General features: G+C 39.6%; 15 protein-coding genes. 6 read left to right on the plus strand and 9 right to left on the minus strand.

Features of this window, described 5'->3' with window-relative positions:
- Window positions 1-102: 102 nt before the first annotated feature.
- From orn to R2H34_RS02955, 3 genes are all read left to right on the plus strand, one after another.
- Complete coding sequence (gene orn / locus R2H34_RS02945) at window positions 103-657, plus strand: oligoribonuclease (protein ID WP_005403665.1); 555 nt, start codon at window positions 103-105, stop codon at window positions 655-657.
- A 146-nt stretch (window positions 658-803) separates the two neighbouring features.
- Window positions 804-1,538 (plus strand): Bax inhibitor-1/YccA family membrane protein, encoded by a 735-nt coding sequence (locus R2H34_RS02950; protein ID WP_004906538.1) that lies wholly within the window; start codon window positions 804-806, stop codon window positions 1,536-1,538.
- A 142-nt stretch (window positions 1,539-1,680) separates the two neighbouring features.
- Window positions 1,681-2,484, plus strand: a complete 804-nt coding sequence (locus R2H34_RS02955; RefSeq protein ID WP_004955561.1) for an enoyl-ACP reductase — start codon at window positions 1,681-1,683, stop codon at window positions 2,482-2,484.
- A 114-nt stretch (window positions 2,485-2,598) separates the two neighbouring features.
- On the opposite strand, the gene R2H34_RS02960 is transcribed toward R2H34_RS02955, so the two are convergent.
- The 9 genes from R2H34_RS02960 to R2H34_RS03000 form a co-directional block, all read right to left on the minus strand.
- A complete protein-coding gene (locus R2H34_RS02960; RefSeq protein WP_270900251.1) occupies window positions 2,599-3,255 on the minus strand; it encodes a GIY-YIG nuclease family protein in 657 nt (218 codons plus the stop codon).
- A 235-nt stretch (window positions 3,256-3,490) separates the two neighbouring features.
- Entirely contained in the window at window positions 3,491-4,891 is a 1,401-nt protein-coding gene (locus tag R2H34_RS02965; RefSeq protein WP_318342411.1) for an efflux transporter outer membrane subunit, read from the minus strand.
- Window positions 4,892-4,902: 11 nt separating this feature from the next.
- Complete coding sequence (locus R2H34_RS02970; RefSeq protein ID WP_282896554.1) at window positions 4,903-6,894, minus strand: MacB family efflux pump subunit; 1,992 nt, start codon at window positions 6,892-6,894, stop codon at window positions 4,903-4,905.
- Window position 6,895: 1 nt separating this feature from the next.
- Entirely contained in the window at window positions 6,896-8,224 is a 1,329-nt protein-coding gene (locus R2H34_RS02975; RefSeq protein WP_039908901.1) for an efflux RND transporter periplasmic adaptor subunit, read from the minus strand.
- Window positions 8,225-8,333: 109 nt separating this feature from the next.
- Window positions 8,334-9,164 carry an SIR2 family NAD-dependent protein deacylase gene (locus R2H34_RS02980; RefSeq protein WP_004960918.1) on the minus strand — a complete coding sequence of 277 codons (831 nt, stop codon included), beginning with the start codon at window positions 9,162-9,164 and terminating at the stop codon, window positions 8,334-8,336.
- 24 nt (window positions 9,165-9,188) lie between these two features.
- Entirely contained in the window at window positions 9,189-10,184 is a 996-nt protein-coding gene (gene holA, locus R2H34_RS02985; RefSeq protein ID WP_004955573.1) for a DNA polymerase III subunit delta, read from the minus strand.
- A gap of 9 nt (window positions 10,185-10,193) precedes the next feature.
- Window positions 10,194-10,703: an LPS assembly lipoprotein LptE gene (gene lptE / locus R2H34_RS02990; RefSeq protein WP_004906557.1), complete on the minus strand. Its 510-nt coding sequence runs from the start codon at window positions 10,701-10,703 to the stop codon at window positions 10,194-10,196.
- 158 nt (window positions 10,704-10,861) lie between these two features.
- Window positions 10,862-13,486: a leucine--tRNA ligase gene (gene leuS, locus R2H34_RS02995; protein WP_168154686.1), complete on the minus strand. Its 2,625-nt coding sequence runs from the start codon at window positions 13,484-13,486 to the stop codon at window positions 10,862-10,864.
- A gap of 326 nt (window positions 13,487-13,812) precedes the next feature.
- Complete coding sequence (locus tag R2H34_RS03000) at window positions 13,813-14,187, minus strand: DUF4124 domain-containing protein (RefSeq protein WP_004960909.1); 375 nt, start codon at window positions 14,185-14,187, stop codon at window positions 13,813-13,815.
- A gap of 507 nt (window positions 14,188-14,694) precedes the next feature.
- Here R2H34_RS03000 and R2H34_RS03005 point away from each other — a divergent pair.
- From R2H34_RS03005 to ilvC, 3 genes are all read left to right on the plus strand, one after another.
- Window positions 14,695-16,422, plus strand: a complete 1,728-nt coding sequence (locus R2H34_RS03005) for an acetolactate synthase 3 large subunit (protein ID WP_004906563.1) — start codon at window positions 14,695-14,697, stop codon at window positions 16,420-16,422.
- Window positions 16,419-16,910 (plus strand): acetolactate synthase small subunit, encoded by a 492-nt coding sequence (gene ilvN, locus R2H34_RS03010; protein WP_004760770.1) that lies wholly within the window; start codon window positions 16,419-16,421, stop codon window positions 16,908-16,910. Before R2H34_RS03005 ends, ilvN begins: the two co-directional genes overlap by 4 nt.
- Before the next feature lie 103 nt (window positions 16,911-17,013).
- Complete coding sequence (gene ilvC / locus R2H34_RS03015) at window positions 17,014-18,030, plus strand: ketol-acid reductoisomerase (protein ID WP_004906565.1); 1,017 nt, start codon at window positions 17,014-17,016, stop codon at window positions 18,028-18,030.
- The last annotated feature ends 384 nt before the right edge of the window (window positions 18,031-18,414 follow it).

Here is an 18,414-nt window from a genome sequence, read left to right on the forward strand (position 1 = left end):
ATTTAAGACCGCAAAAATAGCATGAAGCCACTATAGAATTACAGCCAAGAAGTAATTAATTTGCTACTATTGATGTTTTTAAGCACTTTAGAATCACGATCTATGAGCAGTACCCCAGATACACGATTAATTTGGATCGACCTAGAAATGACAGGTCTGGATACGGATAACGATAAGATTATTGAAATCGCAACAATTATTACTGATGATAATCTTAATATTCTTGCTGAAGGTCCTGTTTTAGCGGTTCATCAATCAGATTTGATTCTAAACGCAATGGATGAATGGAATACCAAGCAACATGGTCAATCAGGTTTAATTGAACGTGTACGCCGTAGCAAATTGTCTGCGCAAGATGCAGAACAGCAAACACTTGAGTTCTTAAAAAAATGGGTGAATCCAAAATCATCACCAATGTGTGGTAACTCAATTTGCCAAGATCGCCGCTTCTTACACCGCCTGATGCCTGAACTTGAACAGTTCTTCCATTATCGTAATTTAGACGTATCTTCAGTCAAAGAGTTGGCGAAACGCTGGAGACCTGAAATTATGAGTGGCTTAAAGAAAAATGCCTCACATTTGGCGATGGACGATATTCGTGACTCAATTGCTGAATTAAAATATTACCGTGAATATTTTTTTATTATGAATAAATAACTCATGGCTTATCTTTTATAAGGATGCCATTGAAATATAAAAGGAGCTTCGGCTCCTTTTTTTAATGAATGTAAAAAAATATTGGGCAGAATAAAGAAATCGCTTAAACTTGTGCTTTTATTGCTAACTATAAAAAGAGCGTATACATGCAAAGTAATAATCCAATTTTAACTCGTGTTGAAACCTATAGTGACTTGGCTGAACCCATGACCATTCAAGGAGCGATTCAAAAATCGGTTCTTTTGACTGTGATCGCAGCGGTTCTCGGAATGGCTCTATTTTTCTATTGTGCATTCACAGCAAATCTTTCGATTGCATATGCAGCGGCAATCGTCGGGGCAATTGGCAGTTTTGTTCTAGCTTTGATTACAACATTTAAATCCAATACAGCACCTGCTTTAGCAATTCCTTATGCTTTATTTGAAGGTGCATTTTTAGGTGGTATTTCTTTTATTTTCCAACTGAAATTTCCAGGTGTTCCGTTACAAGCTTTACTTGCAACATTTGTGACCACATTAGTTCTATTTGGTTTATATAAATTCCAAATCATTCGTGCAACTGAGAAATTCAAAGCAGTGGTGATCTCAGCATCTATTGCAATTGCTTTGGTATTTGTCGTTCAGATCATTATGAGTTTGGCATTTAGTTCAAGTATTCCTTATATCTTTGAAAGTAACTGGTTAGGTATCGGTTTTGCAGCTTTTGTTGCGGTAATTGCTTCACTGAACTTAATTTTAGATTTTGATTTAATTGAAAGTGCCGCAGCACAACGTGCTCCGAAAGCATTTGAATGGTTATGTGCAATTGCACTGTTAGCAACTTTGGTATGGATGTATTACTCATTTATGCGTTTGTTGAGTCTGATCCAAGGTGATGACTAACGAATTGTTATCTTAAAAAAGAAAATCGCCTTCATCTGAGGGCGATTTTTTTATGCAAGTTTGTAAAAAAGATGGATTATGCAATTCCGAAAAATAAGGAATGTTGGCATGATGTGGTGAAAATTTTTCGAGTGAGAATAAGATGTCACAAGGACTTTTAGCTGGTAAACGTTTTTTAATCGCTGGTATTGCAAGCAAATTATCAATTGCATACGGTATCGCTGCTGCATTACATCGTGAAGGTGCGGAGCTTGCGTTTACTTATCCAAATGAAAAGTTGAAAAAACGTGTTGATGATTTTGCAGCACAGTTTGGTTCGAGCTTAGTTTTCCCTTGTGATGTAGCTGTTGATGCAGAAATTGATGGTGCATTTGCTGAGTTAGCAAAACATTGGGATGGTTTAGATGGTGTTGTGCATTCAATCGGTTTCGCACCAGCACATACATTAGATGGTGACTTCACAGACGTGACAGATCGTGATGGTTTCAAAATCGCACATGACATTAGCGCGTATAGCTTTGTTGCGATGGCACGTGCTGCAAAACCTTTATTACAAGCACGTCAGGGTTGTTTATTGACTTTGACTTATCAAGGTTCTGAGCGTGTGATGCCAAACTATAACGTGATGGGCATGGCTAAAGCATCTTTAGAAGCGGGTGTTCGTTATTTAGCACTAAGCTTGGGTAAAGAGGGGATTCGTGTGAATGCGATCTCTGCGGGTCCAATCCGTACATTGGCAGCCTCAGGTATCAAATCATTCCGTAAAATGTTAGATGCCAATGAAAAAATCGCTCCATTACAACGTAATGTAACGATTGAAGAAGTGGGTAATGCAGCATTATTCCTTTGCTCACCGTGGGCTTCAGGTATTACGGGTGAAATCCTTTATGTTGATGGTGGTTTCAATACTGTCGGTATGAGCCAGTCAATGATGGATGATGAATAATTAGATTAATCTAAATTATTAGATAAAGCCGCTTTATTGCGGCTTTATTTTTAGTAGTAGACTTAGGTTTCAAATATAATGCTTGGAGATATGTTGGGGCTGCTTCTGTAGACATTATCCTTGAATGACTTGTGTTTTTAGAATTTCGGTATGTAAGGACACAACCTTTTCAATAAATGGAAGACATTTATCAATAAAAAATTCTCTAGCTCTATTAATTCTATATGGATCAAGTAATTTATGGAGTGCTTGTTCGAGTTCAGCATAATTTTGTACATCATAAGTCTTCAATGCACGAAATTTAGTAGGTACGCCAGTTGTATATAGTTGTTGTATTCTCTGAGCTACATCGCCAGTGGTTATACCTATTTTAACTATTTCATGACCATTTTCAGTGAATAGATTTGTCCCTAACACATAAACAGTGCCAACCCCTTTTTCTAAACGAGAAAGGTCTTCATTCTCTATAGTCTCTTCTATTATTTTGGAGTCATAATCATAATGAGTATATGATGAAGATTCTAAAAAAAGAGTCATTGGTTTTGTAGATCTATCTGAGAAAATATCAGAAGCTTGACGAGTTGCTATATAAATTTCTGCTAGTAAGGCATGATCTAAATTATTGTAATGACCTTTTTCAACGTTTCGTTTATGTGCTTCAGTTCCGTAATAGTTGGGATACTTAGTTTTTAGATAATCACGTATTTGCTGTGGAGTCATACCATTAGGGTGATTTTCTAATATTGTACGGATTAGGTCTATAAATTTCATTTGTTATCAATCCTTCCCAATTATCAATTTGTTATGTTTAGATAAAATTATATGACCATATATGCTATACACTCAAAAATAATATAGATAGTTGTATTTTCTTTTTTATTTCGATCAACATATAAAACAGCAAGATTTGCGTCAATGCATAGATTTGATGGATAAAATCAAAAGTTCTCAGCCCATTCAAAATGAGTTGAGAACTTTAAGAAAGTAAACAATATCAACTCGTGTGTTATTGCTCAGGTAGTTCTTTCACAGGACTTCCACCTAGTGCTTGCATCAAAGTCACATAGGCATTGTATTGACTCTGCTTGGTTTCAACTAAGCTGAGTCGCGCATTGCGTGTGGTCTCTTGAGCATCAAGTAAATTCTTTAAGGCAATTGCACCATTTCGATAACGCACTTCGGTAAGTCGCTCAGTTTTATTAGCTAACTCGACATTACGTTGCTGTAACTGTACTTGCTGATTCAGTTGTGTTCGATTCGACAATGCATTTTCTACATCAGCGAAAGCTTGGTATAGCGTTTGGCGATATTGAATAATCGCTTTTTCATATTCCAGATCACTAATCGCAATATCTTTCTTCATATCATTATATTGAAGAAAGGGTAGGCTTAAACTCGCACCTAAAGTGAGTGCAGGATTCTTCAAAAGTTGTGTCAGCGATGTACTCGAAGCACCTAAATTACCTGTGAGATTAATCGAAGGGTAGTAGCTGGCTTTGGTTGCATCTTTATTCGATAGCGTTTTACGTAGACGTAATTCTGAAGCTTGTAAATCTGGGCGACGCGACAAAATATCCGCAGGTAGCCCCACAGCGATATTCGGCAGAGCATTTCTTGGAAGCTGTTTCGGTTCTTGAATATTCAGTTGCTGTACAGGCATATGTAGCAATACTGCAATGGCTGTACGTGTTTCTACACGTTGTTGTTCAATCTGACTCAAACTGGCTTTTTGGCTTTGAACCGATTGTTCTGCTTGAGTTAAATCTAAACCTGAAACCGCACCTGCTTTGTATTGTGATTGCACTAATTCATAAATTTTCTGTGTAGAAGCTAAATTCTGTTGGATGGTGTTATATCGCTCATTTAAATAACCCAATTGCCAATATAGTTTGGCTGTGGTGGCAACTAAACTTTGCGCGGTTGCTTGTAAGTCCTGTGCGCTTGCAAGAGCTTCCCAACGACTCGCTTCAGTTTGATTGGCAAGTTTACCAAATAAATCTAACTCATAACTGACACCCACACTGGTTGATAAACCACGATCAGTGCCATTTCCTGAGCGTAGATCATAGTTATGACCTGTTGACACACTTGAACTGGAACGAATGCCTTGCTGGTTTTCAGCCAAGCCAGCTTGTAAGCGAGCTTGTTTCAGTGTGATACCAGCAACTATAAGATCACTGTTTTTAGCGAGTACTTGGTCAATCAACTGATTGAGCTGAGCATCATTAAAGAGAGTCCACCATTGATCGCTCAGATTTACATTTTTGTTCTTTTGCACATCATATTGGAACTGTTGAGGAACTTGTACGGATGGCGAGTTGTATGGTGTTTTAACAACAGCAGAACAGCCAGCTAAAGAACCTGTGAGTGCCAGTGCTAATCCTAATTTTTTTAAATGAAAAGACATACTCAAATTCCTTATTCTCTTGCTAGTGCTGCAACTGGATCGAGTTGCGCCGCATTTCGTGCTGGTAAGAAACCAAAAACGATACCAATCAGACTCGAACATACAAAGGCTGCAACAATAGATGTCGTTGAATAGCTCATCTCAATAATGCCTTTGGCAAAGTGTCCGATAATTTGTCCAATCCCAAGTGAAAGCAATACACCTAGCACGCCCCCCAGTAAGCAGACCAAAATCGCTTCAATCAAGAACTGCTGCAAAATATCACTTTGTCGAGCACCCACCGCCATTCGGACACCAATTTCTTGGGTACGTTCGGTGACTGAAACCAACATAATATTCATAAGCCCAATACCACCCACGACCAGTGAAATGACAGCAATTGCTGAAATTAACAATGTCATTGTCGCTGTGGTTTGCTCGATCGTTTCACGAATACTATCGGAGTTTTGGGTAAACACATCCTGAGCACCATGACGTTGTTCAAGTAAGGTTAGGATTGCATTTTCAGCAGCACTACTTGGATATTCATCCTTGATGCGCACGATGATGCTGCGAACGTTCGATTGTCCAAGCATTCGGCTCATTACCGTTGAATAGGGAAGATATACATTCAAGCTGTCGGAACTACCCATGAAACCTTGTTGCGCATCTATGACACCAATCACTCGACTCGGTACACTGCCCAATAAGATCACTTGACCGACTGGGTTAGTACCATCAGAGAAAAAGGTTTTCTCAGTATTCGTATCAATGACCACATCCTGTGCGCGTTGGGTCACACTGCTTTTATCAAAAGGTTGCCCCGATTTAAAAGTCATACCGCGCACATAGAAGAAATCCGAACTTACACCATTGACGGTTGCAGATGCTTCAGTTTCTTTAAAACGTAAGGTCACACTTGTATTAACAGAAGGACTGACTCCATCAACATAAGGTTGTTCTGAAAGTGCATCTGCGTCCGCAGGTACAAGTGTTTTGGTTTGTGAGGCTCGTGAGTTATCACCGAATCCTCGTCCTTGGTACACAGTAATGGTATTCGTACCGAGACTACTAATATTTTCAAGAATTTGCTTCTGAGACCCATTACCCAATGCAACCACTGAAACTACAGATGCAATTCCGATAATAATCCCGAGCATGGTCAAAAAGGTACGCATTCGATGGGCATTCATCGCTAGCAATGCCATACGGAACGCTTCACCTAAGCGATCAAAGAAAGATCGCCAAGCTGAGGTTTTCTTTTGCGGTAAGGGTTGTAGTGTCTGACGTTTTAAATCGGGATCATCATTTTCAGGTGTATTAGCGCGATCTGAAATAATATTGCCATCACTGATTTCAATAATACGGGTCGCGTTTTTTGCTACATTGAGATCATGTGTAACTAAGATGATGGTATGACCTTTAGCATTGAGTTCACGCAAAATACGCATGACTTCAATACCGCTATTCTTATCCAATGCTCCTGTTGGCTCATCGGCAAGAATCACGTCACCGCCGTTCATTAATGCACGTGCGATCGAAACGCGTTGCTGTTGACCACCTGAAAGTTGACTTGGACGATGATGTAGACGCTCCTCTAAGCCAAGTTCAGAGAGCAATTCAGCCGAACGTTCCTGACGAAGATGACTATCGACACCTGCATAAATTGCAGGGACTTCAACGTTACCAGATGCACTCAAATCACCGAGTAAGTGATAACGCTGGAAAATAAAACCAAAATATTCTCGGCGTAATTGGGCAAGTTCATCAGGTTCAAGTTGACGTGTTTCACGTCCGTTGACCAAATAACTACCTGAACTAGGTTTGTCTAAACACCCTAAAATATTCATGAGTGTGGATTTACCTGATCCAGATTGCCCAACAATGGCAACCAATTCACCTGCATAAATTTTTAAATCAATGCCTTTGAGGATTTGGACTGTACCTTCACCTGCAGGGAATTCCCGAGTCAGGTTGCTGACTTCAAGTAGCGGCTGTGACGAATGCGTTTGATTTTGAGTCATATTACATTCTCATTGCACGTTGGTTACTGCGTTTTGCTGCTTCATTTGAGTTGTCGGAAGCATCTGCAATCACAACTTGGTCACCTTGTTTGAGTCCTTTCAATACTTGCGCCGTTACACGGTTATTGAGTCCGATCAACACTTGCTGTGGTTGAGCGCTACCATCAGCCTGTAAAACACGAACCATTCCTGTTGATGCTTTTCCTTGAGCAATTAGATTCTGTTCTTCAGCTGTTAACTCCAAACGTTTTGGACGCTGAACTTCTTTATTGGTATTACCCTCGGTTTTATCGGTTGAGGTTTTAGCAGTATTTTTTGTATTAGATCGTTTTGCTTGAATCGCAGCTGCTGGGATTGTTAATGTATTTTTTGCTTCTGCTAACACAATATAGACTTGAGCAGTCATATCAATGCGCAGTTTGCCATCTTCATTAGGTACGTCAAAAAGTGCGTTGTAATAGACCGCAGAGCTTGATGAAGAAGAGTTCGTGCTCGTAGTTTCAGTATTGATTGAATCTGGAGCGGGCTCTACTTGACGCAAAGTCGCATAATGTTTTTTCTCGCTATTTCCTAAGGTGGTGAAATAAACGGTTTGACCTTTCTCAACTTTCATCACATCTGCTTCTGAAATCTGAGCTTTAATGGTCATCGTGTCGAGAGTTGCAAGTTTTACAATGGTTGGAGCCGTTTGATTCGCATTTACCGTTTGACCTTCTTCAGTCACGATTGCCACGATAGTTCCATTCATAGGTGCAACAATACGGGTATATCCGAGGTCTTCTTTCGCTGTTGCCAGAGTTAAGCGAGATTGTTCAATTTGAGCATTAATCGCAGCTATTTGTGCCTGAGCTGTTTTGTAATTTGCTAGTGCTGTTTCAAGCTCTGCACGTGATGTTGCATCTTGGCTATACATCGCTTGTTGGCGTTTGTATTCAGCTTCAACTTTTGCCAAATTTGCTTGTTGAACGGCAAGCTGGGCTTGTTGATTTTTAATACTTGCTTCAGCCGTTTTTAAATCATTTTCTTGACGAATCGAATCAATCTGAGCAATCAACTGACCTTGTTTAACTTGATCACCCAATTGCACGTACATTTTTTTCACTTGACCTGAAACCTGTGCACCGACACTCACCATTTTGGTGGCTTCCAATACACCTGTGGCTAAAACAGAATCTTCAATATCACCACGCGAAACTTCAGCACTAATATATTGTGGAACTTCAGCTTTAGGTTTAAAGAACATCCAACCTAGTGCTGCTATGATCAATACACCGAGAGCGATCAATATTATTTTGCGAGGTTGAATTTTTTTAGAGCTTGTTTTTGGCATGGTCACGAGGTCAAAATGAAGAAAATAAACTTAGTATAAAAGTGAAATAAGGATAAAGCGTGGATATTTTTAATTTAGAATGAGAATTATTTACTATTTGGCTGTGATGCTATGTCGTGGAAATGTCATATATTATTTGAATACCATGTGTAGCACTCATGGCAAGAGCGATTCCACCTGTTTTGGGTAAAGCATAATCACGAGGATTAATACGAATCAGAGAGGGCGCAAATCGTTCACTGAAATAGCGTACTGTTGGAATAGCTGTACCTGCACCAATCTCTATAACAAGTGGTTGTTTATATTGATTTATAAAGGATTCTAAAAGATTTCGTTGCTGTGTTTGTCGCTGAGCAATCCACTCGTAGTCATCAAACATTAAGATATTAGGACGTGCCAAACCGCCACAATGTTTGCAGTGAGGAAGGTCATCTAACCATTGGCAGTTCAGATGGTCGATTTCAGGCGAGATGTCATCTGCTGACCAAATTTCTGAAGTACAACTAGCTAAGCATTGCAAATGATGAATTGAACCATGACATTCATAAATCTGCTTTGGACTAAAGCCTGCCTTTTGAAATTGCCCGTCGACGTTAGAAGTAAATATAAAATAAGGTAGTGCTAATTTCTCTGCCAATTGATTGAGTAATTCAAAACCTATATGGGGTTGAGTCTTACGATAGAGTGCTAAACGATGTCCGTAAAAGCCCCAAGCTAAACGTGGATGGCGATGAAAAGCGGCTGGATTGGCGATTTCTGTAAAATCAATTCGTTGTTTGCCTAGTTCAGGATAGGCTTGCCACATACCGTGATTACCACGAAAATCAGGTAGCCCAGAGTCAACACCCATGCCAGCACCTGCGCTGATAATGAGAGCATCAGCACGCGAAAGTATATCTTTGATTTGTTCTTTCTGGATTGTGGTTAAATCCAATGACATAAAGTCATCCTTTTTTATTTATTTTTAAGAAAAGCTTGGAAATAAAGTTGTACCACACAGTTCACTGATTGCTTGAAGCATCAGATGTTCTGAGTTTTCTTTAGACATTCCTTTAATTGCAGCATCTATTGCTAATAAAAGTTCAGGCCATTTTAAAAACTGACGAGGGTTTAAGCGGCGTAATGCTTGCTGATAAAGCGAAACTTTAGTTTTCCAAATCCCTAATTGCAATGCATTCTGTGGCTGCTCAAAAAGTTGCATAAGTAGACGCATTTCTTTGCTGAGTGTCCATAAGATCAAACTATCTGGTTCGCCAGCAGCAAGAAGATACTGATAGATTTTAACGGATTGAGCTAAATTTCCTGTTAATAATGCATCACTTAAATCATAGGTGGTATAGCGTGATTGATCTTGTAAACACGCATAGAGTTGTTCAATCTGGATTTGTTTGATATCGGGAAAGGTATCTGCAACACGCATCAAACTGTTTTTGGCTGCCAGTAGGTTATGTTCATGATGCTGCATCAGCCATTGCCATGCATCATTATTCAATTGGATTCCGAGCTTGTCGGCTTCAATACTTAATATTCTTTGTCGGTCTTGCGGATAGGTTGCCGTTAAGGGAACTACAACACCATTTGCTTCAACCACCTGAAAGAAAGCGGACTTTAAACTACTGCTATCTTGTTTCGGTAATACGATAAGCAATAAGTTATGTTCATTGTGCTGAATATAACTTTTGAGCTGTTTTAGCCCATTGGCATCAGGTTTGATGTTGCCATGGACTTCAATTGCGAGTTGTTGAGAAAATAATGACAGGCTATTCAATGCATTAAAGACATTTTTCCAGTCATTCACACTGCTAATATCATAGCGTTGACGTTCAACTTCTTGTTGTTGCCACGCTTTACGAAATGTATCGAGTAGATTTTGTTCTAGCAAAGGCTCTTGCCCATGGATGATCCATGCACCACGGGCTTCATTTACACGTTTTAAAGCTTGAACATAATCTAATTTCATAAACTGCGATTACGACTGTGCTTTCGGTAAACGATTTGCTGCAATTTGACGTGTAATCTGTTGAGCCACATCATCAATTACAATCTTATTTAAATAAGCTTCTTGTTGATTGTCTGTATTGACCGTTGCGACATCATATTGATAACTACGTGATGCAGTTAATGTGCGAGGTTCAGTAATTTTATTGCCTTGACGATCTTCAATTTGGAAAGTCACTGTTAGACGAAGCAAGACCTCAGTTAATTTTCCATTCAATAATTGACGGCGAGGCGTGTAGTCTAAAATGCGCAGTACATAAGCATCATTCGCATTACTCAGTTGTACACCTGTTGCACTCAAGTAAATGCTCAGACGATTTTCAAGCTCATCGGTATTGTCAGGTAAAACAAGATTTAATTTGTTATATACCAAAGGCGTTGCCGTTGGATTACTTCCTTTCAAATGGAAACCGCAACTGGCTAAGCCTGCACTTAGGCCTAATGTTAAAACAATCGCAGCGAAACGTTGAGCTATATGCATGCTTTGTCCTTATAATCTTCCAGCAAATATGGAAGATTTAATCTTGATAATTTGACCACATTTTAGAATCAAAGCCCGTTGAATGACAGCGGGCTTTGATGAGGTTTTGTTTCGATAAAGTTCACTCTCTCACTAGGAGAGGGAGTTTAAACAGAAAATTAAACCACTAAATTCACAAGTTTATTTGGTACAACAATTTCTTTCTTGGTCGGTCCAGTTAAGAATTGTTGAACTTCTGGTAAAGCTTTTGCTAAAGCCAATAAATCATCTTTTGAAATATCGACAGCGACATCTAACTTACCACGGAGCTTACCATTCACTTGTACAACAATCGTTTGTGTATTACGTGTTAATGCTGATTCATCCACTTGCGGGAAGGCAGCAGCTGTTAAGTCGATACCAAACTGAGTCAATAAAGTTTGACTGAGATGTGGTGCAAATGGAGCAAGCAAGGTTAACAATGTAGTAATTGCTTCGCGTGCTACAGCAGCATCATTATCATCTTTTGCTTCAAACTTGTTAGTTGCATTCAGCAACTCCATCAATGCTGCAATCGCAGTATTGAATGCATGGCGACGCTCGATGTCATCACCCACTTTTTGGATGGTTTCATGCGTTTTGCGACGTAAATCTTGTGCATCTTTAGACAAGTTCGCAGTATCAATCGTCGTTGTTTGGTTGCCTGTTTCCAAGAAACCAGCAGCTAAACGCCATACGCGTTTTAAGAAGCGGTTCGCACCTTCGACACCTGCATCTGACCATTCTAAAGATTGATCTGGTGGTGCAGCAAACATCATGAATACACGTGCTGTATCTGCACCGTACTGATCAATAATTGCTTGTGGGTCGATTCCGTTGTTTTTCGACTTAGACATTTTCTCTTGTCCGCCGATGATAACTTCTTGACCATCACCTGAGTATTTTGCAGAAAGAATACGACCTTTCTCATCACGTTCTAATTCGATGTCAGCAGGATTAAACCAAGTCTTCTTACCATTTTCAGCTTCACGATAGAAGGTATCAGCTAACACCATGCCTTGAGTAAGCAAGTTGGTAAATGGTTCGTTACCTTGTACTACACCTTCATCACGCATTAATTTGTGGAAGAAGCGTGCATAAAGTAAATGCAGAATTGCATGCTCAACACCACCGATGTATTGGTTTACAGGAAGCCAGTTTTGAGCAGCTTCTGGTTTTACCATACCACCTGTAAAGTCAGGAGATGCATAGCGCGCATAGTACCAAGATGATTCTACGAAAGTATCCAAGGTATCTGTTTCACGGCGTGCATCGCCACCACAGCAAGGACATTTGGTCTCATAGAATTCAGGCATTTTATTTAATGGGTTACCAGAACCATCTGGAACCACATCAGTTGGTAATACCACTGGCAATTGATCTTCTGGCACTGGGACTTGACCACAAGTGTTACAGTTAATCATTGGAATTGGACAACCCCAGTAACGTTGACGAGATACACCCCAGTCACGTAAACGGAATTGAACCTTAGCATTTGCTAAATTCTGTGGTTCTAATTTTGCAAGGAAAGCATCAAAAGCGGCTTGGAAATCTAAACCGTCGAACTCGCCTGAATTGACGAGTTTACCTTCCTTAGAGCCATACCATTCTTGCCATTCAGTTGCAGAGTAATCTGCATCATCAGTACCTTTGGCATCGATCACTTGTTTGATTGGCAAATTAAACTTGTTGGCAAATTCAAAATCACGTTCATCGTGTGCTGGCACAGCCATCACAGCACCTGAACCGTATGACATTAATACGTAGTTTGCGATCCAGACAGGAAGCTCATCACCAGTTACAGGATGTTTTACGAATAAACCAGTTGCCATGCCTTTCTTTTCGGCAGTCGCTAAATCAGCTTCAGCCACTGATCCCATACGACATTCTTCGATAAATGCAGCCAATTCAGGATTGTTTTCCGCTGCTTTAAGCGCAAGAGGGTGTTCTGCTGCAACAGCAACATAAGTCACACCCATTAAGGTATCAGCACGTGTTGTGTAAACGGTTAAGCCATCTGCATAAATTTCTGTATTTGCAGAAGGGAAAGTGATTTCCATACCCGTAGAGCGACCGATCCAATTGCGTTGCATGGTCAACACTTGTTGTGGCCAACCATCTTGCAAGGTGTCTAAATCATCTAATAATTCTTGTGCATAGTCTGTGATGCGGAAGTAATACATTGGAATATCACGTTTTTCTACCAATGCACCAGAACGCCATCCACGACCATTTTCAACTTGTTCGTTTGCTAAAACAGTTTGGTCAACTGGGTCCCAATTTACTGTTGAGAGCTTACGATAAATCAAACCTTTTTTATAAAGCTGAACGAATAACCATTGTTCCCAGTGATAGTATTCTGGTGTACAGGTTGCAAATTCGCGATCCCAGTCCACAGACAAACCCAATTTTTTTAATTGGTCACGCATATATGCGATATTTTCAAATGTCCATTTTGCTGGTGCAACTTGATGAGCGATCGCTGCATTTTCAGCAGGTAAACCAAACGCATCCCAACCCATTGGTTGTAATACCGTTTCGCCTTTTAGACGGTAAAAACGGCTGATCACGTCACCAATGGTGTAGTTACGCACATGCCCCATATGCAGCTTGCCACTTGGATAAGGGAACATCGACAGGATATAGCGATGTTTGCCCTCTACAGTGTCTGCAACTTTAAAAACTTTGCGATTGTCCCAGTCTTGTTGAACTTGAGGCTCAATGGCACTTGCTTGATATTCGGAGTCAATGTGAGAAGTCGTCATAGGGATATGCGATACAACAAAAATTAAAGTTAAGATTGCCGCACAGCATAGCGCAAAATAGGGGCGAATGTCAGTTTTTAGAGCAAGATTTTATCTTCTGGATATTGAGTATCAGTGGTTCTATTTCAGTGCTTTTATCGATTTGATGTTCTTGAGTTGGTTAATTTCTCCGTGTTCTGTTGATCAGCTACTTCACTTTTTCGTTTGGTGAGCTAAATATTACTATGAATAGATGAAAGATGTTTTTCATAGGGAAATAAGATTAGTCGTTTTATAGACGAATTAAGGTGATGTCTTATTTCATCACCTTAATCGAATTTTATTTTTTAAAGTTTTGGCTGAACTTTTACACCTGAATTCGAAGATACACTTGGTGCTTCTACTGTTGGAACAGGCTTAGAATTATCGGTAGGCATATTCGTAGTTGATGAATTGTTTTGTTGATTTATATCGCTTTGTGGCATTTGAGTAGGTTGTGTCGTTGTACTAGTTGCATTGCTGGAACTGTAGTTATGGCTACCATAAGTTGTGACTTTATCTAAACGTTTTGCACCTTTAGGAGGTGGAGTAGCTGTGTAATGAGTAGAGCCACTAGCGTCGACCCATTTGTAATATTGCTGTGCATGGTTTTGACTAGAACTTAGAAGCATAACTGTCGCTGCTAAAGTATATAAGCTTGTTTTTAAATGATTTGATGTCATATTTGATCTCCCCAAGAGAATTTTGTCTACATTCGATCAAAGTGCTTTTATGCGTGAATAACAATGCCTATTTTTACTGAAAAAGAAAATAGTTATTTGATAAATGGGGTGGTGCTGCATTCAAAAAATGCGTGAATAGTGCTTAAAAAAGCAACAGCTAAAAAATATTCTTAAAAAACCTTTTCTTTGTTATTGACTTTGTATATGAAAGCAACAAAAATGCATGCTTTAGTTTTATATGCGTTTATTTGATCACCCTTCGGATAAATGTCATGGCTTGCAATGGACATTCTTTCTAGCCGAGAGAATGATTTTTTGAAATATGTTTATCCCAACATATTTTGATTCGAGATGTAATAACAGCTTATACGGCTGATGAGTCAGAAAATTTTTCCTATTGCAGCAAAAACGAGTAGAATACGCACACTTACAAAAAGTGCATAAAGTTAATGAATGAAACACAGTTTATGTCTCCCATAAATTGTGCAAACACTAGGGTGAATCACGTTGGAACTTTTATCTGGTGGTGAAATGCTCGTTCGTGCGCTTGCGGACGAAGGCGTAGAGCATGTTTTTGGTTATCCAGGCGGCGCAGTTTTACATATCTATGACGCGCTATTTCAACAAGACAAAATTAATCATTACCTTGTACGTCATGAGCAAGCTGCTGGTCATATGGCAGATGCATACTCACGCGTAACGGGTAAAACAGGTGTAGTGCTCGTCACTTCAGGACCTGGTGCAACAAACACAGTTACTCCAATTGCAACGGCATATATGGACTCAATCCCAATGGTGATTTTGTCTGGGCAAGTTGCGACTCATTTAATTGGAGAAGATGCATTCCAAGAAACAGATATGGTTGGTATTTCTCGTCCAATCGTAAAACATAGTTTCCAAGTGCGTCATGCTAGTGAAATTCCAGCAATTATCAAAAAAGCATTCTATATCGCTTCATCTGGTCGTCCAGGTCCAGTAGTAGTTGATATTCCTAAAGATGCGACCAACCCAGCAGAGAAATTTGCTTACGAATATCCAGAAAAAGTGAAAATGCGTTCTTATCAACCGCCTTCACGTGGACATTCGGGTCAGATTCGTAAAGCAATTGATGAATTAATTACTGCTAAACGCCCAGTTATTTATACTGGTGGTGGTGTTGTTCAAGGTAATGCTTCTGAATTATTAACAGAACTTGCGCATTTACTTGGCTACCCTGTAACAAATACTTTAATGGGTTTAGGTGCTTTCCCTGGCGATGATCCACAATTTGTGGGTATGTTGGGTATGCATGGAACTTATGAAGCGAATATGACGATGCACAATGCAGATGTCATTTTGGCAATTGGTGCGCGTTTTGATGACCGTGTAACCAATAACCCAGCTAAGTTCTGTCAAAATGCGAAAGTCATTCATATTGATATTGACCCAGCAACAATTTCGAAGACGATTATGGCGCATATCCCGATTGTGGGTGCTGTTGAGCCTGTCCTTCAAGAAATGTTGGCTCAGTTGAAACAAATGAATGTGTCAAAGCCAAACCCAGAAGCTATTGCTGAATGGTGGTCACAAATCAATGAGTGGCGCAAAGTCCACGGTTTGAAATATGAAACACCAACTGATGGTTCAATGAAACCACAGCAAGTGGTTAAAGCTTTGTGCAAAGTTACAAATGGTGAAGCGATTATCACGTCTGACGTGGGTCAACATCAAATGTTTGGTGCTTTGTATTATACATATAAGCGTCCACGTCAATGGATCAACTCTGGTGGTCTAGGTACCATGGGTGTTGGTTTACCATATGCGATGGCAGCTAAACTTGCTTTCCCAGATCAGCAAGTGGTTTGTATTACTGGTGAAGCATCGATTCAGATGTGTATCCAAGAGTTATCAACATGTAAGCAGTATGGCTTAAATGTGAAAATTCTTTGCTTAAATAACCAAGCTCTAGGCATGGTTAAACAATGGCAAGATATGAACTACGAAGGACGTCATTCAAGTTCATATGTTGACTCATTACCTGACTTTGCCAAGTTAATGGAAGCTTACGGTCACGTTGGTATTCAAATTGACCACGCAGATGAGCTTGAATCTAAGCTTGCAGAAGCAATGGCGATTAATGATAAATGCGTGTTCATTAATGTCATGGTTGACCGTACTGAGCATGTGTATCCAATGCTTATTGCAGGCCAGTCGATGAAAGATATGTGGTTAGGTAAAGGGGAGCGCACGGCATGAGACACATTATCTCTGTACTTGTAGAAAATGAAGCAGGCGCGCTTTCTCGTTTGGTCGGCTTATTCTCTCAACGTGGTTACAACATTGAGACTTTAAACGTTGCTCCAACTGAAGATGAAACTTTATCTCGTTTGACGCTGACAACTTATGGTGATGATCACAAAATCGAGCAGATCACAAAACAACTGAATAAATTAGTTGAAGTGGTTAAGGTAGTTGATTTGTCAGAAGGCGCACATATTGAGCGCGAGCTTATGTTGATTAAAGTGAAAGCTTTAGGTGCAGCTCGTGCGGAAATTAAGCGTACAGCTGATATTTTCCGTGCTCAAATCGTTGATGTGACACCGACGACTTATACGATTCAAATTGCTGGCACGACTGACAAGATCGATGGTTTTATTGATGCACTTGCTGAGAATACAATTTTAGAAGTTGTACGTTCTGGTGTGTCAGGCATCGCACGTGGTGAAAAAGTTTTAAGTATTTAACGCTTCCCCAGTTCTGCATATAGAAATGGAAGAATTGGGAAGTTTCAAAGGATCTATCCTTGTATAACAAGGGAAATGACAAAAATTTTAGCGGAGAAAACAGATGCAAATTTTTTACGATAAAGACTGTGACTTATCAATCATCCAAGGCAAGAAAGTTGCAATTATTGGTTATGGTTCACAAGGTCATGCTCACGCACTTAACTTGAAAGACTCTGGCGTAGACGTAACTGTTGGTTTACGTGCTGGTTCAGCATCTTGGAAAAAAGCTGAAAATTCAGGTCTTAAAGTTTCTGAAGTGCCAGCAGCTGTTGCTCAAGCTGACTTAGTTATGATCTTGACTCCAGATGAGTTCCAAGCTCAACTTTATCGTGATGTAATTGAACCAAACATCAAAGAAGGTGCAACTTTAGCATTTGCTCATGGTTTCTCTGTTCTTTATAACCAAGTTGTTCCACGTAAAGATTTAGACGTAATCATGGTTGCTCCAAAAGCACCTGGTCACACTGTACGTTCAGAATTCCAACGTGGTTCAGGTGTTCCTGATCTTATCGCGATTCACCAAGATGCTTCTGGTAATGCTCGTAACGTTGCACTTTCTTATGCTTCAGGCGTAGGTGGTGGTCGTACAGGTATCATCGAAACTTCTTTCCGTGAAGAAACTGAAACTGATTTATTCGGTGAACAAGCAGTTCTTTGTGGTGGTGCTGTTGAATTGGTTAAAATGGGCTTCGAAACTTTAGTTGAAGCTGGTTATGCACCAGAAATGGCTTACTTTGAATGCTTGCATGAGCTTAAATTGATCGTTGATTTGATGTTCGAAGGCGGTATCGCTGACATGAACTATTCAGTATCTAACAATGCTGAATACGGTGAATACGTAACTGGTGTTGAAGTAATCAACGAACAGTCACGTGAAGCAATGCGTAATGCATTGAAACGTATCCAATCTGGTGAATATGCGAAAATGTTCATCCAAGAAGGTGCGTTGAACTACCCATCTATGACTGCTCGTCGTCGTCAAAATGCAGCACATGGTATCGAAGTAACGGGTGCTAAATTACGTGCGATGATGCCTTGGATTCAAGCGAACAAAATCGTTGATAAAGAGAAAAACTAATTTTTTAGTTTAATCTTTGAAGAGCCCTTGTTTATACAAGGGCTTTTTTATTGCATCACTTAAGTGCTGTATCTTGTGATGATAGCCTAATCTTGCAGTTTAGGTCGTTAAGTTAATTCTCGTGGCTCGTATAGAAGTAAGCAGAGTTTTTAAGATGTTACTGGGAGTATAAAAAATAAATTACCTGATAAGGAGTGTAGTCACTTATTTGCTTTCAATATAAAAAAATTCATATTCTTAGTCTTTTTTAATAACAGAGTTATAACAAACAGCATGATAAAAAGGCATACTATATATATGTTTAAAGCATTTATTAAAGGTGAGTGAGTCTTTTATAATTGTTGATTGTTTTTTAAATTGAATGAACGACGGTTCAGCTTTTAG

It is taken from the genome of Acinetobacter sp. 16 (genome assembly GCF_033439925.1).
GTDB classification, from domain to species: domain Bacteria; phylum Pseudomonadota; class Gammaproteobacteria; order Pseudomonadales; family Moraxellaceae; genus Acinetobacter; species Acinetobacter junii.